We start from the raw sequence: 21,603 nt of genomic DNA on the forward strand, positions 1-21,603 counted from the left end.
ACGGCGGTACGCCCGTCGGCGGCGCGGCGGACCGGCCGGTGGTGCCGGTGCGGGGCCGGTCGACGGCTCACCGGACGGCCCCGGCGACCGTCTCGGCGAGCGCCGCACGCAGCGCGAAGCCCTGTGAACCGCGGCCGGCCTGCGGCCAGAGCGCCGGGAGTTGGCCGTCGTGGTCGACCCCGATGACCCGCCAGCCGCCCTGCAACAGGGACAGCGCGGCGGCGGCGTGGGCCTGCTCGGACTCGAACCGGGCCCGCTCGGGCAGGCTGAGCCAGGTGGAGCTGTGCAGCACGAAACCGACGCAGGTCGCCCCGTTGCCGCGCAGCCCGCCGAGCAGTTCCGCCTCACTGGTGGTCAGCGACCCGAACAACGCGATGATCAGGCCACCGTCGGCGCGCTGGCGGACCCGCTGCACCAGCGTCGCCACGTCGCCGCGCTGGTCGAGCCGGACGTCGGAGAGGTGGTCGAGGAGCAGGCCGTCCCCGGTGGCCTCGTTGGCGTCGACGTCGACCCCGTCGCCGGTGACCAGGCGCAGCTTGTATCCGGCCTGGCGCAGGTGCACGGCGATGCTGGCGGCGGCGGAGACCGCCCACTCGAAACTGGCCGTCGGGCCGTCACCCCGGTGCCCGTGCGCCCGGGTGTCCAGCACCACCGTGGCGCGGCTCTCCCAGGGCTGCTCCTCGCGGCGCACCATCAGCTCACCGGTGCGGGCGGTCGACTTCCAGTGCACCCGGCGCAGGTCGTCGCCCCTGCGGTACTCCCGGGTGGCGGCGTCGTCCTCGCCGTGCACCGCCACCGACCGGGCCCGGCTGTCGCCGCTGCCGGCGTACTCGCCGGGCAGCCGTACCGAGGGCAGCGGGGTGACCTGCGGGATCACGGTGAGCTGTTCGGTGCTGGGGAACGCCCGGCTCAGCTCGCACAACCCGAACGGGTCGGTCATCCGGATCACCAGCGGACCCACCTCGTACCGGCCGCGCACGTCGGCGCGCACGGTGTACGCCACCGAGCTGGCCTGGTGCGCGCCGAGCCGTTCCAGCACCACCCGGGGCCGGCTGCCCAGCGCGTACGGCAGCCGGTCCTCCAGCAGCAGGGTGCCGGTGGGCAGCCGGGACATGTTCTGCAACCGCAGCACCACCCGGGAGCTGGCCCCGACCGGCACCCGGTGCGGGTCCAGCGAGCGGTTGCAGGCCAGCTTGTACCGGGTCCGGCCGACGTAGAGCGCGGCGAGCAGCGGCAGGACGGCGAGCAGCACCGCCACCCGGAGCAGGTCCCGTTCGCCGAGGATGCCGGCCGAGATCGCGGCGGCGATGGCCGCCGCCAGGAACGAACGGCCCCGGGTGGTCAGGCCACGCAGCCCGTCCCGCACGTCACGGCCTCCGCGGCTCGAACGGCGGGCGGCCGTTGCCGGCGGCGGGGCGGGGCGTGTCGTACCCGGTGGGGCGCTTGCGGTCCGGCGGCAGGGCGAGCCGGTGCACCAGCTCGGCGACGATCGCGTCGGTGGTGCGGCGGGCGAGCTGGGCGTCGGCCGTGGGGATGATCCGGTGGGCCAGCACCGGCACCGCGAGCGCCTGGAGGTCGTCGGGGAGCACGTAGTCGCGGCCCTCCAGGGCGGCCACCGCGCGGGCGGTGCGCAGCAGCTGGAGGGTGGCCCGGGGGGACGCGCCCAGCCGCAGGTCGGGGGCCTCCCGGGTGGCGGTGACCAGGTCGACGGCGTACTGCTTGACGGCGTCGGCGACGTGGACGTTGCGCACGGTGGCGATCAGCCGGCGTACCGTGTCGGCGTCGGAGACCGGGCGCAGCTCCTGGAGCGGGTCGGCGGCGCCGTGCCCGTCCAGCATGGCCAGCTCGGCCTCCGGGCCGGGGTAGCCCATCGCGATCCGGGCGGTGAACCGGTCGCGCTGCGCCTCCGGCAGCGGGTACGTCCCCTCCATCTCGATCGGGTTCTGGGTGGCGATCACCATGAACGGGGTCTGTAGCTGGTAGGTGACGCCGTCGACGGTGACCTGCCGTTCCTCCATGCACTCCAGCAGCGCGGACTGCGTCTTCGGCGAGGCCCGGTTGATCTCGTCGCCGACCACCAGGTTGGCGAAGACCGCGCCGGGGCGGAACTCGAAGTCGTGCGTCTCCTGGTTGTAGACGCTGACCCCGGTGACGTCGCTGGGCAGCAGGTCGGGGGTGAACTGGATGCGCCGCACCGAACAGTCGATGGACCGGGCGAGCGCCTTGGCCAGTTTGGTCTTGCCGACGCCCGGGACGTCCTCGATCAGCAGGTGCCCCTCGGCCAGCAGGACGGCCAGGGCGAGCCGTACGGTCGCCGTCTTGCCCTCGATGACCTGCTCGATGTTGGCCACGATGGCCTCGCTGGCGGCGCGGAACTCGTCGTGCGGCAGCACGCCGCCCACCTCGTCCCAGGTCTGTTGTGTCACGGGCCTTCTCCTCGTCGCGACGGCAGCTCGGTAAAGAGCACCTGGACCCGTCGTTCGGTTCGCAACGGGAAGCCTCGTCTGCCGCAGGAATCGCACTGGTCTCTCAGGCTAACCATGTTTACGGTGAACGCCGAACCCTGCCGGAAGTCGGCCGGTCACCCGGCGGATATTCGTCAGGTCGGGGGACCGGACGCGGCCGGGCGACCACGGAAGGTGACGGTCGCGGGGTGGATGTGCCGGGCGGTCGCCCGACGCCACGGGGTACACTGCGGAACATGACCGGAGTCTTCCTGCTTCTTACCGGGCCGTGCTGATGCGCTGACGCGCGACAGCACGGCGGCCCCTCCTGTGCGAGGGGCTTTTTCGTGCCCGCGGCGGGGTCCTGCGGGCCCGACGCTCCCCAGACCCGACACGACCGCGCCAAGGAGCCAAGGAGAAGGCATGAGCGAGGCAGCCGCACCGGCGGGCGACATCCCCCCGTACCGGTACACCGCGGCCATGGCCGACGAGATCGAGCGTCGGTGGCAGGACACCTGGGAGCGGGAGGGCACCTTCCACGCGCCGAACCCGACCGGCCCGCTGGCCGACCCGGGCCACCCCCGGGCGGGCGCGGAGAAGCTGTACGTGCTGGACATGTTCCCGTACCCGTCCGGGGCGGGGCTGCACGTCGGGCACCCGCTGGGCTACATCGGCACCGACTGCTTCGCCCGCTACCAGCGGATGGCCGGGCGCAACGTGCTGCACGCGATGGGCTTCGACGCGTTCGGCCTGCCCGCCGAGCAGTACGCGGTGCAGACCGGCACCCACCCCCGCACGACCACGGTGGCCAACATCGAGCGGTACAAGGCGCAGCTGCGCCGGCTGGGGCTGGCCCACGACGAGCGGCGCTCGGTGGCCACCATCGACACCGACTTCTACCGGTGGACCCAGTGGATCTTCCTGCAGGTCTACAACTCCTGGTACGACCCGCAGGCGCGGCGGGCCCGTCCGGTCGCCGAGCTGATCGCCGAGTTCGCCGCCGGTGACCGGCCCACCCCCGACGGTCGGGCCTGGGCCGAGCTGAGCCCGGCCGAGCAGCGGCGGATCGTCGACGACCACCGGCTGGCGTACGTCTCGCAGGCGCCGGTGAACTGGTGCCCGGGGCTGGGCACCGTGCTGGCCAACGAGGAGGTCACCCCGGACGGCCGCTCCGACCGGGGCAACTTCCCCGTCTTCAAGCGCAACCTGAAGCAGTGGATGATGCGGATCACCGCGTACGGTGACCGGCTGCTGGACGACCTGGACACGCTGGACTGGCCCGAGTCGATCAAGCTGCAGCAGCGCAACTGGATCGGCCGGTCCACCGGCGCGCACATCGACTTCCCGACCGGGACCACTGATTCCGGTGTCGCGGGCGGAGCCCGCATCAGAGTTTTCACCACCCGGCCGGACACCATCTTCGGGGCCACCTACCTGGTGCTGGCCCCCGAGCACGAGCTGGTCGACGCGCTGACCCCGGCGGCCTGGCCGGCCGGGACGCGGGACGCCTGGACCGGTGGGCACGCCGGCCCCCGGGAGGCCGTCGAGGCGTACCGGAAGGCGGCGGCGGCCAAGACCGACGTGGAGCGGCAGGCCGACACCAAGGAGAAGACCGGCGTCTTCGTCGGCGCGTACGCCACCCACCCGGTCACCGGCGGCCAGATCCCGATCTTCATCGCCGACTACGTGCTGGCCGGCTACGGCACCGGCGCGATCATGGCGGTGCCCGCCCAGGACGAGCGGGACTGGGCCTTCGCCGAGGTGTTCGACCTGCCGATCGTGCGGACCGTGCAGCCGGCCGACGGGTTCGACGGGAAGGCGTGGACCGGGGACGGGCCGGCGATCAACAGCGCCGCCCCCGAGCGTGGCCTGGACCTGAACGGGCTGGGGGTGGCCGACGCCAAGGCGGCGATCATCGCCTGGCTGGAGGCCAACGGCCACGGTGTCGGCGCGGTCACCTGGCGGCTGCGGGACTGGCTGTTCTCCCGGCAGCGCTACTGGGGCGAGCCGTTCCCGATCGTCTACGACGCCACCGGCGCGGCGATCGCGCTGCCCGAGGAGATGCTGCCGGTCGAGCTGCCCGAGGTGGACGACTTCTCCCCGAAGACGTTCGACCCCGACGACGCCGACAGCAACCCGGAGACCCCGCTGTCGCGGCGGCGCGACTGGGTCGAGGTGGAGCTGGACCTGGGCGACGGGCCGAAGCGGTACACCCGGGAGACCAACGTGATGCCGCAGTGGGCCGGCTCCTGCTGGTACGAGCTGCGCTACCTGGACCCGACGAACTCCGGGCGGTTCGTCGACCCGGAGAACGAGGCGTACTGGATGGGCCCGCGCGCCGAGGGCGACTGCGGGGGCACCGACCTGTACGTCGGCGGTGCCGAGCACGCCGTGCTGCACCTGCTGTACGCCCGGTTCTGGCACAAGGTGCTGTACGACCTGGGCCACGTGTCGTCGTTCGAGCCGTTCCGCAAGCTGTTCAACCAGGGCATGATCCAGGCGTACGCCTTCCGCGACTCCCGGGGCACGCCGGTGCCGGCCGAGGAGGTCGTCGAGGTCGACGGGCGCTGGTTCCACGGTGAGCACGAGGTGACCCGCGAGTACGGCAAGATGGGCAAGTCGCTGCGCAACGTGGTCACCCCCGACGACATGTGTGCGGCCTACGGCGCGGACACCTTTCGGGTGTACGAGATGTCGATGGGCCCGCTGGAGGTGTCCCGCCCCTGGGAGACCCGGGCGGTGGTCGGGTCGTACCGGTTCCTGCAACGGGTGTGGCGGGCCGTGGTCGACGAGCAGACCGGCACGCTGCGGGTCACCGACGCGCCGGCCGACGAGGCCACCCGACGGCTGCTGCACCGGGTGATCGACGGGGTCCGGACCGACATGGAGGGCATCCGGTTCAACACCGCGATCGCCAAGCTGATCGAGCTGACCAACGCGGTGACCCGGCTGGAACAGACGCCGCGCGAGGTGGCCGAGCCGCTGGTGCTGATGCTGGCCCCGTTCGCCCCGCATGTGGCCGAGGAGTTGTGGCGGATGCTGGGCCACGGCACCTCGCTGGCGTACGCCGACTTCCCGGCCGCCGACCCGGCGCTGCTGGTCGCCGACACGGTCACCTACCCGGTGCAGGTCAACGGCAAGGTCCGGGGCCGGATCGAGGTGCCCGCCGACGCCGCGGAGGAGGCCGTCCGGGCGGCGGCCCTGGAGGCGGTCGCGTCCGCGCTGGCCGGCAAGGAGCCGCGCAAGGTCATCGTGGTGCCGGGCCGGCTGGTCTCGGTCGTCGCCTGACGTGAAAGGGCCCCTCGTCGACGCTTCACGCGGCGCGAGGGGCCCTTCCCGACGGCCCGCCCGGCGTGCTGCCGCCGGCCCGTGGGGCGGGTCAGGGTTCGCGGTGGTGCACGACCAGCGCGGCGACCAGGGTGGCGACGACCGGCCAGGCGGCGAGCGCCACCCAGGAACCCGGGACCGTGGCGAGGTGCTCGTTGAACTGGATGTACGGGTTCGCGACGAGCCGTTCCCAGGCCGGTACCGGCAGGGCGTTGTGGATCGCGGCCGTCCACCGGTTCTCCAGGTCGAAGGCCAGCGGCAGCAGGAGCAGCAGCCCCGTGGTCGCGACGATCGCCGGGGCGGTGTGCCGCAGCAACGCGCCGAAGCCCAGGCCGATGAGCGCGCAGACCGGTAGCAGCAGCGCCGAGGCGACCACCGCCCGCAACGCCTGCGGCTCGCCGAGCGACGCGCCGGCCCCCCGGTCGGCGAGGATGGCCTGCGACAACCCGAACGACACACCTGCGGTCAGCACCCCGACGACCAGCATGACCGTCGCCAACACCAGCACCTTGGCGGCGGCGACGGCGGATCGGGCCGGTACGGCGGCGAACGTCGTACGGATCTGGCCGCTGGCGTACTCACCGGCGATCGTCACCGCGCCGACCGCCCCGGCGGCGAGGATGACGAACAACCACCCCTCCTCGGGGAAGGCGTCGTGGATCGGGTCGAACGCGGCCTGCCGCTCCGCCGAGTAGCCAGGCCAGTTGTGGTGGTCGGCCAGGGCCGCCCGCACGCTGAACAGCATGGCCGACACCGCGATCAGCGCCAGCGACCCGTAGGTGGACCGCAGCGACCACAGCTTGAGCCACTCGGCGGCGAGCAGGTCACGGAAGCGGGCGGCGGGCTCGACGGCCCGGCGGCCGGCGCCCCGGGCGGCCTCGGTCGGTGCGGTCACCGGTGTTCTCCCGCCCGGTAGTCGACGCGGTCGGCGGTGAGGTTCATGAACGCCTCCTCCAACGAGGTGGACCGGGTGATCAACTCGTGCACCGGGATGCCCCGGGTGAATGCCAGGTCGCCGAGCGCCGTCGGGCTCAGGCCGGTCACCGTGAGCGCCCCGTCGGGGGCCGTCCCGACGTCCGCGCCCACCTCGCGCACCGCGACGGTCAGCGCCGTCGGGTCGGGCGTACGGACCACGACCTGCGTCCGGACGCTGCGGGCGGCGAACTCGGCCAGGCTCTCGTCGGCGATCAACTCGCCCCGGCCGATCACCACCAGGTGCTGGGCGGTCTGTTCCATCTCGCTCATCAGATGGCTGGAGACGAGGACGGTCCGGCCCTCGGCGGCGAGCCGCCGGAACAGTTCGCGCACCCACCGCACCCCCGCCGGGTCGAGGCCGTTGAACGGCTCGTCGAACAGCAGCGTCGGCGGATCGCCCAGCAGCGCGGCGGCGATACCGAGCCGCTGCTTCATGCCGAGCGAGAAACCACCGATCCGGCGTCCGGCGACCCCGCTCAGGCCCACCTCGCCCAGCACCTCGTCGACCCGCGACCGGCCGATGGCGTTGCTGGCGGCCAGCGCCCGAAGGTGCGACCGGGCGCTGCGCCCGCCGTGCACGTCGCCCGCGTCGAGCAGCGCGCCGACGTGCCGCAACCCGCGCCGGCGTGCGGCGAACGGCTGCCCGTCGATCAGGGTGCTGCCGCTGGTCGGGCGGTGCAGGCCGAGCAGCAGCCGGAGGGTGGTGGACTTGCCGGCGCCGTTGGGCCCGAGGAATCCGGTCACGTGCCCGGACCGGACGGTGAGGGTGAGCCGGTCGACGGCCGTGGTCCGGCCGTACCGCTTGGTGAGGTCACGTATCTCTATCACGGGTTCGACGCTGCCGGACGGTGCGCTGCCGGGCGTCGTACCGCCGGCCGCTTCCGGCCCCGCGGGGTAGGCCCCGGGGCGTACGCCCGCCGGCCGATGACCACCCGGCCGCCCACTGGCTACGGTGTCCCCATGCGTGCCGTCGCCGCCCGTCCGGCTCCCGTCGCCCGCCGGGTGCGGACGGTCCTGATCTGGGCCGGGGTGGGCCTGTTCCCACTCGTGGTGCTGCTCGCGTCGACCGTCGGCATCGGTGGTCCGCTCCTGCCGGTCCCCACCCCCGACGGGAGCGTGCCGGGAATTCCGCTGCGCTACCTCGCGCCGGCGCTGGTGGTGCTGCTGCCCGCCGCCCTGCTGGGGCGTCGCCCGCTGCTCGCGCTGGGGCTGGCGCTCGCCGGGGCCTGCACGGTGACCGTGGCGACGAGTGCCTGGGAGAACGGCTACCTGTCCGCCGTCTGGTACCTGCAGTTCCTCGTCGTCGATGCGATGGTGGGGCTGGTCGCGGCACGCTTCCCGGGCCGGATCGCGGTCCCCGCCGCCGCCGTGGTGCTCGTGCTGCAGGTCACGGCGGGTTTCGTCAACTCAGCCACCGGCCCGGTCGACCGGGCCACCAGTTCGGTGCTGCTGGTGGTCGCCGCCGTGGTGGCCGGCGGCGCGGCACGGGCCCGCCGTCGGCACGCCGAGGAGTCACGCGCGCACGCCGCCGTCGAGGCGGTCACCGCGGAGCGGCTGCGGATCGCCCGGGAGGTGCACGACATGGTGGCGCACAGCATCGGTGTCATCGCCATCCAGGCGGGTGTCGGTGCCCGGGTCATCGACACCCAGCCGGGACAGGCCCGGGCCGCACTCGCCGCCATCGAGCAGACCAGCCGGGACACGCTGGCCGGGCTGCGGCGTACCGTCGGAGCGCTGCGTCACCCGCAGCAGGCGGCGGCGTCCCTGGATCCGCCGCCGGGTCTCGCGGACCTGGGCCGGCTGGTCGACGTCGCCGCCGACGCGGGGGTCCGGGTGACGGTACGCCGGGAGGGCCCGCCCCGACCCCTGCCCGGGGAGGTCGACCTCGCCGCCTACCGGATCGTGCAGGAGGCGCTGACGAACGTGGTCCGGCACGCGGGCGTCGACCAGTGCCGGGTCACCCTCGGCTATCTGCCGGACGGGCTGCGTGTCGAGGTGGTCGACGCGGGCCGGGGCACTCCGCCCTGCGGCGCGGGCGTCGGACACGGGATCGTCGGCATGCGGGAACGGGTGACGCTGCTCGGGGGCCGGTTCGCCGCCGGGCCGCGCCCGGAGGGCGGCTTCCGGGTCGCCGCCCGCCTGCCGGTCGACGGCGGACGGGTCCCCGCCGGGGCCGACGGGTGAGCATCCGGGTGCTGCTCGTCGACGACCAGCCGCTGGTCCGCGCCGGTCTGCGGGTGCTGATCGCCGACGCGCCCGACATCGAGGTGGTCGGTGAGGCCGGCACCGGCGCGGAGGCGGTCCGGCTGGCCCGGGACGTGCTGCCCGACGTGGTGCTGATGGACCTGCGGATGCCCGGGACCGACGGCATCACCGCCACCCGGGCGATCACCGCCGCCGGTGGCCCGACCCGGGTGCTGGTGCTGACCACGTTCGACGACGACGCGCACGTGCACGGCGCACTGCGTGCCGGGGCGAGCGGATTCCTGGTCAAGGACATGGCCCTGGACGACATCCTCGGCGCGGTCCGGGTCGTCGCCGCCGGCGACGCCCTCATCGCGCCGGCGGTGACCCGTCGGCTGATCGCCGAGTTCGCCCGCCGCCCCGACCGGGTGCCCCACCAGCGCCCCCTGCCGGGGGTGACCGGGCGGGAACGCGAGGTGCTGACCCTGGTGGGTCGGGGACTGTCCAACGCGGAGATCGCCGCGCACCTGTTCATCAGCGCGGCCACCGCCAAGGCCCACGTGGCCCGGCTGTTCACCAAGCTCGGCGCACGGGACCGGGTGCACCTGGTCATCGCCGCCTACGAGGCCGGACTGGTCGACCCCGCACACCGGGACGCGGAACGGGGGTCCTGATCCACCGGGGCGGTGGCACGTCACCTGACGGTCCGGCCGGGGTCAGCCCGGGTCGAGACGGCGGGCGCGCTCCGCCCGCCACCACTGGTACGCCAGCACCGCGCTGGCGATCAGCCCGAGGCTGGCCGGGGCGGCGGCGTACCAGTTGATGCTGCCGGGGGAGCTGGCCGCCGCGCCGATGGCGGCGTAGCCGAAGGCGGTCGGGGCGGAGGCCAGCACGCTGCCGACCAGGAACGGCAGCACCCGCGCGCCGGTGGTGCCGTAGCCGTAGCTGACCAGCCCGAACCCGGCGACCGGCAGCATCCGTACGGTGATCACGCCGAGCACGCTCTGCCGGGCGAACCAGCCGTCGAGCCGGGCCAGCCGGCCGCGTACCCGCTCGGCGACGAACTCCCGGCCCAGCACCCGGCCGACGGCGAAGCCGAGCGCGGCGGCCAGCAGTGCCGCGCCGAGCGCGTACGCCGCGCCCTCCAACGGGCCGAACACCGCTCCCGCCGCCAGCGTGACGAAGGTCCGGGGGACCAGGGCCACCAGCAGCAGCGCCCCGACCACCACGCCCAGCACCGGGGCGTACCCGCCGAGCGAGTCGGCCAGCCGGGGCAGCTCGGCGACGTCCGGGTGCGGCGTGACCAGCAGCAGCACCAGGAACCCCGCGAGCATGACCAGCAGCAGGGCGAACCGACGTGCCGACGGCTGGCGAAGCAGCCGCCGGACGGCGGTGGTCACGGGCGGGCGGCGGGCGTCACGGGCGGGCGGCGGCGGCCACGGCGGCGCGGCGTTCGGTGCGCAGCCGCTCGGCCCAGGTGTCGTCCAGCGGCGGGAGCTGGTGCGCGCCGGTGGCCCAGCGCAGCAGCAGGTCGGCCAGGGCGGGGTTGCGGGCCAGCGCCGGCCCGTGCGAATACGTGCCCAGCAGCTTGCCCCGCCACGCGCCCTCGGTGACGCCGTCGTTGCCGACCCCGGCACTGACCCGGGCCAGCGGCGACACGCCGGGGCCGAGGTGGGTCCGGCCGCCGTGGTTCTCGAACCCGGACAGCGGCGGCACGCCCAGCCGGGGGTCGATCTCGCCGGCCAGCTCGCCGACCGCCCGGGTCGGACCCCGGTCGGAGGAGAGGTCGAGCAGCTCCAGCCCGGCGCACCGGGTGCCCTTGGCGAAGAAGGAGGTGCCGAGGAGTTGGTAGCCGGCGCAGACGCCGAAGACCACCGAGCCCTGGGCGACGGCCCGGTGCAGGCCGCCGTCGGCGAGCAGCCGCTGCGCGCCGAGCGCCTGCGGGCCGTCCTCGCCGCCGCCGAGCAGGTAGATGTCGGCGGTGGCGGGCAGCCGCTGGTCGGAGCGGACCTCCAGCACCTCGACCGGCATCCCGCGCTGCTGCGCCCGGCGGGCCAGGATCAGCAGGTTGCCCCGGTCGCCGTAGGTGGAGAGCAGGTCGGGGTAGATCCAGACGATACGCAGGCTCTCAGTTGACACGGTCCAACTCCGCTCGGATGTCCTGGAAGGCGGTGTAGTTCGCGATGACCTCCAGCCGGCCCGGCGGGACCGCCCGGACCGCCTCGCCGAACGCCCGGACGTGCTGGAACGGCACCCCGTTGACGTCGAGCCGGACCGCCAGGTCGTACGCGCGGTCGCCGGTGATCAGCACCTGCCGGCCGCGCAGCGGGGCGAAGTCGACGTCGAACAGCCAGGAGGTGTCCAGCCCGTCGGGGTCACGGGCGTTGATGGACAGCAGGGTGGGCGCCTCGTCGGCCATGTCGAACGCCTCCAGCCAGCTGGCCGGGTTCTTGGCCAGCAGCAGCCGGATGTTGCGCCCGTCCCGGTCGACCTGGGCGTACCGGCCGGCGACCGAGGTGACCGTGTGCAGCCGGGAGACGGCGTCGACGGGGCGTACCCCGAACTCGGCGGCGACGGCCAGCGCGGTGGCGGCGTTGCCGAGGTTGACCTTGCCGGGGAGCTGGAGGGTCACCTTGTGCCAGGCCCCGGTGGGGTCGAGCACGCCGTCGTCCTCCACCGTCCACTGGGCGTCCGGGCGGCGCAGCGGGCAGCCGGAGCACCACCACTGCTCGCCGGAGCGCTGGATGGTGGAGCCGCACTCGGGGCAGACCCAGGAGTCGTCGTGCCAGCGCTGGCCGGCGCTGAACCAGGTGACGTGCGGCGGGCGGATGCCCTGCGCGGGGTCGGCGGGCGGGGTGGCCGCCCAGACCACCATCGGGTCGTCGGCGTTGGCCACCACCCGTACGTCGGTGTGCCGGACCAGCGCCGCGCGCCAGAGCTGCGCCATCATGGCGACCTCCTTGGCCCGGTCGAGCTGGTCGCGGGAGAGGTTGAGCAGGGCCACCACGTGCGGCTCGGTGGCCTCCAGCACCTGCGCGAGGTAGTGCTCGTCGACCTCGAGCACCGCGTACGGGGTGCTGCCGGCCTTGGCCAGCGCCGAGGTGTGCCCGGTGGGCATGTTGGCGCCGAACGAGTTGGTCGCGACCCGGCCGAGCACGCCGACGGCGGCGGCGCTGAGCCGGGTGGTGGTGGTCTTGCCGTTGGTGCCGGAGACCAGCGCGATGGCGCGTCCGGCCGAGAGGTGGGCCAGCAGGTCGGGGTCGATCTTCAGGCCGATCCATCCGCCGATCACCGAGCCGTCGCCCCGGCCGGCGGCGCGCGACAGCGCCGCGGCGGTCCTCGACACGGAGCTGGCCACCTTCGCCCGCAGGGGCATCTTCGCGTCCGTCACGCGAGCGAGGTTACCGGACCCCCGCGCCCGCCAGATCGCCGCCGACGGCGAACCGTTCGGTCGGGGCGGGCCGGGCATCCGGTCGGCGGACGCTCCACCGGATGGAGTCGATCTATGTCGGGTAGCGGACGCGGCTGCGGCCCGGCGCGCCCCTCCACTCCGCTCCACCCGCTCTGACGTGCGGTTTTAGCCGCGACGGCGACGGGCCGGGGCGGCGATTCTGGTTGCAGGTGGAGGGAAGTGGAGTAGAGTGGGGCGCAATGGTGAGGCCGGGAGGGCCCACCGGCCCAGGGGGTCAGCGGCGCCGCGAACGCCGCTCAGGGCAAGGGGGTTGGGCCGATGTTCCTCGGCACCCACACTCCGCGCCTGGACGAAAAGGGCCGTTTGATCCTTCCGGCCAAGTTCCGGGACGAGCTGGCGGGGGGTGTCGTGATCACCAAAGGGCAGGATCGCTGCCTTTACGTCTTCCCCACGCCCGAGTTCCACCGGATCGCCGACCAGTTGCGCGCGCAACCGATGACGAACAAGGCGGCCCGGGCCTACAGCCGGGTCTTCTTCGCCAGCGCGCACGACGAGGTCCCCGACAAGCAGGGCCGGGTCACCATCCCGTCCCACCTGCGGTCCTACGCCGCGCTCGACCGGGACCTGGTGGTGATCGGGGCGTCCACCCGGGTGGAGATCTGGGACCGGACGGCCTGGGAGAGCTACCTCGCCGACAGCGAAGACGACTTCGCCGACATCGAGGAGGGGGTGCTGCCCGGCGGTCTGTAGGGCGCGGCGACGCCCGACGTACTGCGAGATCTCCAGCCGCTTTCGAGTTCCTGGCGCCCCTTCCCCGGTGCCAGGGGCACGATCTCCACTCCGGGCGTCGGCCCGGGGCCGGGGCGGGAGCGGATGGGGATCTGGCGGTACGACGGCACGGCGTCGTCCGACGGGCAGAGCGCGACACGACGAGACATATTCCACAGTGGGGGTCGACATGGGGGAGCTTCGCGGCACGCACGTGCCGGTGCTGCTTGAGCGGTGCCTCGAGCTGCTGGCCCCCGCGCTGGACCGGGGCGGCCGTACGGTCCACGTCGATGCCACGCTGGGGCTGGCCGGTCACGCCGAGGCGGTGCTGCAACGGCATCCGCACACGGTGCTGATCGGCCTGGACCGGGACACCGAGGCGCTGGCGCACGCCCGGGTCCGGCTGGCCCGGTTCGCCGACCGGATCCACCTGGAGCACGCCGTCTACGACGAGCTGCCCGAGGTGGTGGACCGGCTGGGCTACCCGGGCATCGACGGGGTGCTGTTCGACCTGGGCGTCTCGTCGTTGCAACTCGACGCGCCCGACCGCGGGTTCGCCTACGCCCAGGACGCGCCGCTGGACATGCGGATGGACCAGACCTGGGGGGTGACCGCCGAAGAGGTGGTCAACAGCTACTCCCACCCGGACCTGGCCCGGGTGTTGCGGGTCTACGGCGAGGAGAAGTTCGCCGGCCGGATCGCCTCGGCGATCCTGCGGGAGCGGGAGCGGGGTCGGATCACCTCCTCGGCCCGGCTGGCGGAGCTGGTCAGGGAGAGCATTCCGGCACCAGCGCGACGAACCGGGGGACACCCGGCCAAGAGAACGTTTCAGGCTTTACGCATCGAGGTAAACAGGGAACTGGCGGTGCTGGAGACGGCGCTGCCGGCCGCCCTCGACAAGCTCCACGTGGGCGGTCGCATGGTGGTCCTGTCCTACCACTCGCTGGAGGACCGGCTCACCAAGCAGGCGCTCGCCGACCGGGTCCGCAGTAAGGGCCCGGTCGACCTCCCGGTGGAACTCCCCGGGTCGGGTCCGACGTTCCGGCTGCTCAGCCGGGGTGCCGAGCTCGCCGGGGAGGCCGAGGTCGCCGCGAACCCGCGGGCCGCGTCCGTGCGGCTGCGGGCGGCGGAGCGACTCGACCCGGCCACCGGTCACCAGGGGCGGACCGACCGCGAACGGTCCGGCCGACGGGTCAGGGCGATGCACCAACCGGGCACGGGGTCGACACGGGGTTCCACAGTGGACCTGGAGGCGATCCCGGGGGACGGCAGGACGGACGAACAGGGGGAGGGGACATGAACGTCAACAAGCGTGACGGCCGCGACGCGGTCGTCGGGCAGCGCGCACCGCGGTCGGGGGGCCGGACCACGGCGCAGCGCACGGCCCGTACCACGACGCCGGCGGACCTCACCGGTCGAGCGGGGGAGGCGCGCCGGGGGGCGCGCGAGTTCCCCACCCAGGGCAGTGCCGCATTGCGGCCGGCGGAGCAGCCGGCCACCCGTACCGCCGCCACCGCCGCCGGGTCGCCCCGGCTGCGGGTGGCGCCGCCGCCGCCGGTCCGGGTGCCCCGGGCGCCGTTCGCGGCACTGATCGTGGTGCTGGTCGTCGGCGGGGTGCTGGGCATCCTCGCGGTCAACACCAAGATCAACGAGAACGCGTTCAAGCTCCAGCAGCTCCAGCAGCAGCAGGCCCGCCTCGACGTCGACCAGCAGCAGCTGGAGAAGGAGATCGAGGAGGCCAAGGAGCCGGGCAACCTGACCGCCGAGGCCCGCAAGCTGGGCCTGGTCGAGGCGGGCGAACCGGCGTACATCCGGCTGCCGGACGGTCGGCTGATCGGCGTGCCGCAGCCGGCCGACGGGCAGCCGGCGATCACCAGCCAGCAGGGCAACGGGGGGTAACGCCCGTGCCACCGAGATCCGACGATCCGCGCCGGGACCCCACGGGCTCCCGGCGCGGATCGGTTCGTGGCGGGGCCGCCCGGAGCGGCGGGCCCCGGACGCCGGAACCCCGCACCCCGGAACCCCGCACCCCGGAGCCGCGCGGCGGAGAATCCCCGGCCGCCGGACCCCGCGCCGGTGAGCCCCGGGGACAGGGCCGCGCCGGTGAGCCCCGCACCGGGCAGCCCCGGACCGGGGACGTCGGGGGGATCTCCGACGCGCGGGCGTACACCCCCCGGGGCCGAACCATCCGGGAGAGCAGCGAGGACCGGGGCGGACAGCGGCGTACCCCCCGGGCCGGCCGCTCCGGCGACCCGTTCCGGCCCGCGTTGCAGGTGCTCGACGGCGGCCGGGCCGCCGCCGGTCGCGCCGCGGCCAACCGGGCGGGCCGGCGGGAGGCCGCCCCGACCGGGCGCACCGGCGTCATCCGGACCGTGCCGCCGCGCGCCGTCCCCGACGACGACGAGTTCGCCGAGCCGCCCGCGCCCCGCCGCCGCCCCGGCCGCCGCACCGACACCCCCGGCCGGGGCGCACCGCGCCGGACCGAGGCACCCCGGCGCACCGACCGGCCCGCCGGGCGTAGGCCGGTGCGCAAGCCGCGCCGCCCGCCGAAGCTCGCCGAGCCGCGTCGCCGGCTGCGCCTGGGCACCATGCTGGTGCTCGCGGTCTTCGCCGTGATCGGCATCCGGCTGGTCGTCCTGCAGGCCGTGGACACCCCGGCGTACGCCGGCGGCGGCGTCGACAACCGGCTCGCCCGCATCGACCTGCCCGCCCCGCGCGGCTCGATCCAGGACCGCACCGGCGCACCGCTGGCCCGCAGCATCGAGGCCCGTTACGTCTTCGCCGACCCCACCATGATCAAGGACCGTACGGAGACCGCGAAGCTGCTCTCCCCGCTGCTCGGCGTCCCGGCCTCCGAACTGGCCGAGAAGATGAAGCGCAAGGGCAAGCTCCAGTTCCGCTACCTGGCCCGGGGCGTCGACATCGCCCGGGCCAAGCAGATCGAGGCGCTCGACCTGGCCGGCATCGGCACCCACCGCGACGAACGCCGCGAGGTGCCCGGCGGCGACCTGGCCGCCAACCTGGTCGGCTTCACCAGCCAGGACATGGACGGACTGGAGGGTCTGGAGGCCCGCTACGACGACGTGCTGCGCGGGCAGGACGGCCGCCGGGTGTACGAGGCCGGCCTCGGCGACCTCAACGCGCCCATCCCCGGCGGCTACAGCCAGACCACCGACCCCAAACCGGGCAGCTCGCTGGTGCTCACCATCGACCGGGACCTCCAGTTCCAGGTGCAGCAGATCCTCAGCCGGCAGATGGCACAGACCCGGGGCGCGATCGGCGCGGCGGTGGTGCTCGACGTCAAGACCGGTGACGTGCTGGCCCAGGCCAGCAACCCGACCTACAACGCGGCCACCCCGGAGCAGAGCCGGCCCACCGACCGGGAGGACGCGGCCACCAGCTTCGTGGTCGACCCGGGCTCGGTGCACAAGGCGATCACCTATGGCGCGGCCCTGCAGGAGGGCATCATCACCCCGGACAGCGCCTGGCCGGTCGCCAACACCATCACCCGGGGCGACGTCACCTTTCGCGACACCCACCCGGCCGACGGCAAGAAGCTCAGCGTGGCCGGGATGCTGGCCTACTCGTCCAACGTCGGCACCATCGAGATCGGCGACCGGCTCGGCCCCGACCGGCTGATCGACTACCAGAAGCGGTTCGGGCTGGGGCAGCCCACCGGCGAGGGGATGCCCGGCGAGGCGTCCGGGCGGCTGCTCCCTTCCGACCAGTGGAGCGGCTCGTCGTACGGGTCGGTGCCGATCGGGCACAGCGTCGACGCCACCCCGTTGCAGATGGCCGCCGCGTACGCCACCATCGCCAACGACGGCACCTACGTCCAGCCGCACCTGATCAAGGAGGTGGTCGGGGCGGACGGGACACGCACCCCGTCCGCCGCCCCGGTCACCCGCCCGGTGCTCAGCCCGCAGAACGCGGCCGCCCTGCGTACCCTGCTGGAGGCCGTGACCACCGTCGACGGCGCGACCGGACTGGCCGCCGCGGTGCCCGGCTACCGGGTGGCCGGTAAGACCGGCACCGGGCTGCGCTACGTCGACGGCAAGCAGCAGCCCGGCGAGGTCGGTTCGTTCATCGGGATGGCGCCCGCCGAGGCGCCCCGGTACGTGGTGGCGGTCTTCGTGTGGAACCCCGAGGGCGGTGGCGGCGCGGTCGTCGCCCCGGCGTTCCGCGAGATGATGGGATTCACGCTGCGTCACTACCGGGTTCCGCCGTCGCGCGGGAAATCCCCCAACTTCGAGGTCTTTCCGCGCTGACCGGGAACGGCGGGACATCATCGGTGAGTGCCGACGAACCACCGGGGCGGCTGTGCGGCCGGAACCGGACGACCGGGTAGGGTCTGACGCCGTGCCCGGCAATCCACGCCCCCGTACCGTGCCCGGAGTCCGGCTCGGCGACCTCGCCGACCGGCTCGCCGTGACGCCGCCGGCCGACGCCGCCGCGCTGGTCGTGACCGGGGTGACCCACGCCAGCCAGGAGGTCCGCCCCGGCGACCTGTACGCCGCGCTGCCCGGCGCCCGCCGGCACGGCGCGGAGTTCGCCGCCGCCGCCGCCACGGCCGGCGCGGTGGCCGTGCTGACCGACCCGGCCGGCGCCGTGGCGGCCGGCGCGACCGGGCTGCCCGTCCTGGTGACCGCCGACCCCCGGGCGGTGCTGGGCGAGCTGGCCGCCGCCGTCTACGGCGACCCGACCGACGGACTCACCGTGATCGGGGTGACCGGCACCGCCGGCAAGACCTCGACGGCCTACCTGATCGAGTCCGGGTTGCGCGCCGCCGGCCACGTCACCGGCCTGATCGGCACCGTGGAGACCCGGCTGGGTGACCTGGTGACCGACAGCGTCCGGACCACCCCGGAGGCCACCGACCTGCACGCCCTGCTCGCCGCCGCGCGGGAACACGGGGTGACCGCGGTGGTCATGGAGGTGTCCAGCCACGCCCTGGCGATGGGGCGGGTCGGCGGGGTCCGGTTCACCGTCGGCGGCTACACCAACTTCGGCTCCGACCACCTCGACTTCCACGCCGACTCGGCCGACTACTTCGCGGCGAAGGCGAAGCTGTTCGACGGGCGCTGCCGGGTCGAGGTGCTCAACCACGACGACCCGGCGCTGCGTCCGCTGTACCGGTCGGCCACGGTCAGCTACTCGGCGGCCGGTGACCCGACCGCCACCTGGTGGGCCGACCGGGTCGGCGGCGAGGGCTACGCCCAGCGGTTCACCGCCCACGGCCCGGACGGGCTCGACCTGCCCGCCGGGGTGGCGCTGCCCGGCCGGCACAACGTGGCCAACGCGCTGCTCGCGATCGCCTGCCTGGTCGCCGCCGGGGTCGACCCGACGACGGCCGCCGCCGGGGTGGCCGCCTGCGGCGGGGTGCCCGGCCGGCTGGAACTGGTCAGCGGGGACGCGCCGGTGCGCGGCGTGGTCGACTACGCGCACAAGACCGACGCCGTGGTGGCCGCCCTGGCCGCGCTGCGTGACTCCGGCACCGGCCGGCTGATCTGCGTCATCGGCGCCGGCGGCGACCGGGACCGGGGCAAGCGTCCGGCGATGGGCGCCGCCGCCGCCCGGGGCGCCGACGTGGTGCTGGTGACCGACGACAACCCGCGCACCGAGGACCCGGCGACGATCCGGGCCGAGGTGCTGGCCGGGGCGTACGGGGCCGAGGCGGCCGCCCGGATCGTCGAGGTGCCGGGCCGGCGGGAGGCGATCGCCGAGGCGGTCCGGCTGGCCGGGCCGGGTGACGTGGTGGCGCTGCTCGGCAAGGGGCACGAACGCGGTCAGGAGATCGCCGGCGAGGTGCACCCGTTCGACGACCGGACCGAGCTGGCGGAGGCGCTGCGCGTCCGCTTCGGTGACCTGGCGGGTCGACGGTGATCCCGCTGAGCCTGGCCGAGGTGGCCTCGGCGGTCGACGGCCGGCTGCACGCCGCCGACCCGGACACCCGGGTCACCGGCCCGGTCGAGTTCGACTCCCGCAAGGTCGTCACCGGGGCGCTGTTCGTGGCGTTCCCCGGCGAGCGGGTGGACGGGCACGACTACGCCGCCGGTGCGGTCGCCGCCGGCGCGGTGGCGGTGCTCGGCACCCGGGAGCTGCCCGGGGTGCCGATGGTGCTGGTGGACGACGCGCTGGCCGCGCTGGGCCGGCTGGCCCGGGCCGTGGTGGACCGGCTGCCCGGGCTCACCGTGATCGGGCTGACCGGGTCGTCGGGCAAGACCACCACCAAGGACCTGATCGCGCAGCTCGCCGTCCGGCTCGGCCCGACGGTCGCCCCGCCCGGATCGTTCAACAACGAGCTGGGGCACCCGTACACCGCGTTGCAGGCCACCGCGCAGACCCGGTACCTGGTGATGGAGAAGGGGGCGCGGGGCGTCGGGCACGTCCGCTACCTCTGCGACGTGGTGCCGCCGCGGATCTCGGTGGTGCTCAACGTCGGGGTGGCGCACCTGGGCGAGTTCGGCTCGGTGGAGAACATCGCCCTGGCCAAGGGGGAGCTGGTGGAGGCGCTGCCGGCCGACGGGCTGGCGGTGCTCAACGCCGACGACCCGCTGGTCGCCGCGATGGCGTCGCGCACCGCCGCCCGGGTGGTCCGCTACGGCGAGTCCGCCGACGCCGACGTGCGCGCGGTGGACGTCACCCTGGACGGGCGGGGCCGCCCGGCGTACACCCTGGTCACCCCGGAGGGGACGGCCCCGGTGCGGCTCGGGCTGACCGGCCGGCACCAGGTCTCCAACTCGCTCGCCGCGGCGGCGGTGGCCCGGGAGCTGGGTATGCCGCTGGCCGAGCTGGCGGCGGCCCTGGGTGACCTGGGGCTGGTCTCCACCCGCCGGATGGACGTGTTCACCCGTCCCGACGGGGTGACCGTGATCGACGACTCGTACAACGCCAACCCGGCCTCGACGGCGGTGGCGCTGCGCGCGCTGGCCGGGATGCACCGGGGCGGGCGGACGTTCGCCGCGCTGGGCTACATGGCCGAGCTGGGCGCGTACGAGGACGAGGGGCACCGGGAGGTCGGCCGGCTCGCGGCCGAACTCGGTGTCGACCGGCTGCTCGTGGTGGGTGAGCCGGCCGCGCCGATCCACGAGGGCGCGACAGCGGTAAGTGACTGGGGAGGAGAGTCGGTGCTGCTCACCGATCAGGCGGCGGCAGTCGAGGTGCTGCGCAGCGAGCTACGACCGGGCGACGTCGTCCTGGTGAAGGGCTCCCGGTACCGCACCTGGGAGGTCGCCGACGCGCTGCGGGTCGACGCCTCCGGGGCCGGCGCGGGCGCGGGGGGTGCCGCGTGAGGGCGGTCATCGTCGCCATCGGCGTGGCGTTCCTGGTGTCGTTGCTGGCCACCCCGCTGGCGATCAAGGTGTTCGCCCGGCTCAAGGCCGGCCAGCCGATCCGGTCGAACCTCGGGCTGGCCAGCAACGAGGGCAAGAAGGGCACGCCGACGATGGGCGGCGTGGTGTTCATCCTGGCCACGGTGATCGCGTACGTCGCCGGCCACCTCGCCCTGACCACCCTGCCGGACGCGCAGATCGCCCAGGTCGAGCCGACCATCACCGCCCTGGTGCTGCTGGGGCTGATGGTCTTCTCCGGCGCGGTCGGCTTCATCGACGACTTCCTCAAGGTGCGCAAGCGGCACAGCGGCGGGCTCAACAAGCGCGGCAAGCTGTTCGGGCAGATCCTGGTCGGCGCGGTCTTCGGGGTGGTCGCGCTGTACTTCCCGAGCAGCATGACCGACGCCAGCGGCGCGACGACCAACACCGAGACCGTGGGTAGCACCACGCTGAGCTTCATCCGGGACATCCCGGCCCTGGAGATCGGCAAGGTCGCCTCGGTGATCGTGATCATCATGGTGGTGATGGCGGCGACCAACGGGGTCAACCTCACCGACGGGCTGGACGGGCTGGCCACCGGCGCCTCGGTGATGGTGCTGGCGGCGTACGCGCTGATCGCGTTCTGGCAGTACCGGCACTGGTGCGCCGACCCGACGTACACCGCCAACCCGAACAACTACTGCTACGCCGTCCGGGACCCGCTGGAGATCGCGCTGATCGCCGGGGCGGCGGCCGGGGCCTGCGTGGGCTTCCTGTGGTGGAACACCTCCCCGGCCCGGATCTTCATGGGCGACACCGGCGCGCTGGGCCTCGGCGGGCTGATCGCCGGGATGGCGATGTCCACCCGGACGGTGCTGCTGCTGCCGATCCTCGGCGGGCTGTTCGTGATCATCACGATGTCCGTGGTGATCCAGATCATCTCGTTCCGCACCACCGGCAAGCGGGTGTTCCGGATGTCCCCGCTGCAGCACCACTTCGAGTTGGCCGGCTGGAGCGAGGTCAACATCGTGGTCCGCTTCTGGATCATCGCGGGCATCGGGGTGGCCATCGCGCTGGGCCTGTTCTACAGCGACTTCCTGGCCAGCATGGGCTGACCGACCGGGTGTGCCGGACGGGGGTTCCTCCTACCGGAGGGCCCCCGTTTCGTATTTCGACACGCCGA

Annotated in this window: 17 protein-coding genes; 10 read left to right on the forward strand and 7 right to left on the reverse strand. The window is 74.2% G+C overall.

Annotation, left to right across the window (positions count from 1 at the left end; genetic code table 11):
* Positions 1-67: 67 nt before the first annotated feature.
* Both ACN265_RS07380 and ACN265_RS07385 read right to left on the reverse strand, forming a co-directional pair.
* Entirely contained in the window at positions 68-1,366 is a 1,299-nt protein-coding gene (locus tag ACN265_RS07380; protein WP_204927771.1) for a DUF58 domain-containing protein, read from the reverse strand.
* A 1-nt stretch (position 1,367) separates the two neighbouring features.
* Positions 1,368-2,426: an AAA family ATPase gene (locus tag ACN265_RS07385; RefSeq protein WP_421406499.1), complete on the reverse strand. Its 1,059-nt coding sequence runs from the start codon at positions 2,424-2,426 to the stop codon at positions 1,368-1,370.
* Positions 2,427-2,867: 441 nt separating this feature from the next.
* On the opposite strand from ACN265_RS07385, the gene leuS reads away from it, so the two are divergent.
* The gene (gene leuS / locus ACN265_RS07390) at positions 2,868-5,732 is read left to right on the forward strand and encodes a leucine--tRNA ligase (RefSeq protein ID WP_421406501.1); all 2,865 of its coding nucleotides are present in this window, start codon (positions 2,868-2,870) and stop codon (positions 5,730-5,732) included.
* A gap of 91 nt (positions 5,733-5,823) precedes the next feature.
* On the opposite strand, the gene ACN265_RS07395 is transcribed toward leuS, so the two are convergent.
* Both ACN265_RS07395 and ACN265_RS07400 read right to left on the reverse strand, forming a co-directional pair.
* A complete protein-coding gene (locus ACN265_RS07395) occupies positions 5,824-6,666 on the reverse strand; it encodes a hypothetical protein (protein WP_420115726.1) in 843 nt (280 codons plus the stop codon).
* Positions 6,663-7,574 carry an ABC transporter ATP-binding protein gene (locus tag ACN265_RS07400; protein WP_421406502.1) on the reverse strand — a complete coding sequence of 304 codons (912 nt, stop codon included), beginning with the start codon at positions 7,572-7,574 and terminating at the stop codon, positions 6,663-6,665. Before ACN265_RS07400 ends, ACN265_RS07395 begins: the two co-directional genes overlap by 4 nt.
* Before the next feature lie 132 nt (positions 7,575-7,706).
* Between ACN265_RS07400 and ACN265_RS07405 the strand changes: the two genes are divergently transcribed.
* Positions 7,707-8,930, forward strand: coding sequence for a sensor histidine kinase (locus ACN265_RS07405; RefSeq protein WP_421406503.1), 1,224 nt, complete (start codon positions 7,707-7,709; stop codon positions 8,928-8,930).
* Complete coding sequence (locus tag ACN265_RS07410; protein WP_421406504.1) at positions 8,927-9,604, forward strand: response regulator; 678 nt, start codon at positions 8,927-8,929, stop codon at positions 9,602-9,604. Before ACN265_RS07405 ends, ACN265_RS07410 begins: the two co-directional genes overlap by 4 nt.
* A gap of 42 nt (positions 9,605-9,646) precedes the next feature.
* On the opposite strand, the gene ACN265_RS07415 is transcribed toward ACN265_RS07410, so the two are convergent.
* From ACN265_RS07415 to ACN265_RS07425, 3 genes are read right to left on the reverse strand one after another with little or no spacing between them, the layout of a single operon-like run.
* Entirely contained in the window at positions 9,647-10,330 is a 684-nt protein-coding gene (locus ACN265_RS07415) for a TVP38/TMEM64 family protein (protein WP_421406506.1), read from the reverse strand.
* 16 nt (positions 10,331-10,346) lie between these two features.
* Positions 10,347-11,069, reverse strand: coding sequence for a type 1 glutamine amidotransferase (locus ACN265_RS07420; protein ID WP_145920988.1), 723 nt, complete (start codon positions 11,067-11,069; stop codon positions 10,347-10,349).
* Positions 11,059-12,306, reverse strand: coding sequence for a MurT ligase domain-containing protein (locus ACN265_RS07425; protein ID WP_363652083.1), 1,248 nt, complete (start codon positions 12,304-12,306; stop codon positions 11,059-11,061). The genes ACN265_RS07420 and ACN265_RS07425 overlap by 11 nt, the downstream gene beginning before the upstream one ends.
* A gap of 354 nt (positions 12,307-12,660) precedes the next feature.
* Here ACN265_RS07425 and mraZ point away from each other — a divergent pair, with 354 nt between their 5' ends.
* The 7 genes from mraZ (at position 12,661) to mraY (ending at position 21,535) form a co-directional block, all read left to right on the forward strand.
* Positions 12,661-13,092 (forward strand): division/cell wall cluster transcriptional repressor MraZ, encoded by a 432-nt coding sequence (gene mraZ, locus ACN265_RS07430; protein ID WP_357931139.1) that lies wholly within the window; start codon positions 12,661-12,663, stop codon positions 13,090-13,092.
* Positions 13,093-13,300: 208 nt separating this feature from the next.
* Positions 13,301-14,410: a 16S rRNA (cytosine(1402)-N(4))-methyltransferase RsmH gene (gene rsmH / locus ACN265_RS07435; RefSeq protein ID WP_421406508.1), complete on the forward strand. Its 1,110-nt coding sequence runs from the start codon at positions 13,301-13,303 to the stop codon at positions 14,408-14,410.
* The gene (locus ACN265_RS07440) at positions 14,407-15,009 is read left to right on the forward strand and encodes a hypothetical protein (protein ID WP_421406509.1); all 603 of its coding nucleotides are present in this window, start codon (positions 14,407-14,409) and stop codon (positions 15,007-15,009) included. Before rsmH ends, ACN265_RS07440 begins: the two co-directional genes overlap by 4 nt.
* A gap of 374 nt (positions 15,010-15,383) precedes the next feature.
* Complete coding sequence (locus ACN265_RS07445) at positions 15,384-17,378, forward strand: peptidoglycan D,D-transpeptidase FtsI family protein (protein WP_421411413.1); 1,995 nt, start codon at positions 15,384-15,386, stop codon at positions 17,376-17,378.
* Between the two features lie 52 nt (positions 17,379-17,430).
* On the forward strand, positions 17,431-18,993 hold the full coding sequence (locus tag ACN265_RS07450; RefSeq protein WP_421406511.1) for a UDP-N-acetylmuramoyl-L-alanyl-D-glutamate--2,6-diaminopimelate ligase: 1,563 nt from the start codon (positions 17,431-17,433) through the stop codon (positions 18,991-18,993).
* Positions 18,990-20,402, forward strand: a complete 1,413-nt coding sequence (locus ACN265_RS07455; RefSeq protein WP_377684393.1) for a UDP-N-acetylmuramoyl-tripeptide--D-alanyl-D-alanine ligase — start codon at positions 18,990-18,992, stop codon at positions 20,400-20,402. Before ACN265_RS07450 ends, ACN265_RS07455 begins: the two co-directional genes overlap by 4 nt.
* On the forward strand, positions 20,399-21,535 hold the full coding sequence (mraY, locus tag ACN265_RS07460) for a phospho-N-acetylmuramoyl-pentapeptide-transferase (RefSeq protein WP_363652018.1): 1,137 nt from the start codon (positions 20,399-20,401) through the stop codon (positions 21,533-21,535). The genes ACN265_RS07455 and mraY overlap by 4 nt, the downstream gene beginning before the upstream one ends.
* Positions 21,536-21,603: the final 68 nt, after the last annotated feature.

Origin of the sequence: Micromonospora sp. WMMD730 (genome assembly GCF_049178955.1) — a bacterium.
In the GTDB taxonomy this organism is placed as follows: Bacteria; Actinomycetota; Actinomycetes; order Mycobacteriales; family Micromonosporaceae; genus Micromonospora; species Micromonospora wenchangensis.

Coding starts and splice junctions, on each gene's coding strand:
- leuS (WP_421406501.1), top strand. CDS start 2,868: ATGAGCGAGGCAGCCGCACCGGCGGGCGACATCCCCCCGTACCGGTAC.
- ACN265_RS07405 (WP_421406503.1), top strand. CDS start 7,707: ATGCGTGCCGTCGCCGCCCGTCCGGCTCCCGTCGCCCGCCGGGTGCGG.
- ACN265_RS07425 (WP_363652083.1), bottom strand. CDS start 12,306: ATGCCCCTGCGGGCGAAGGTGGCCAGCTCCGTGTCGAGGACCGCCGCG.
- mraZ (WP_357931139.1), top strand. CDS start 12,661: ATGTTCCTCGGCACCCACACTCCGCGCCTGGACGAAAAGGGCCGTTTG.
- rsmH (WP_421406508.1), top strand. CDS start 13,301: ATGGGGGAGCTTCGCGGCACGCACGTGCCGGTGCTGCTTGAGCGGTGC.
- ACN265_RS07440 (WP_421406509.1), top strand. CDS start 14,407: ATGAACGTCAACAAGCGTGACGGCCGCGACGCGGTCGTCGGGCAGCGC.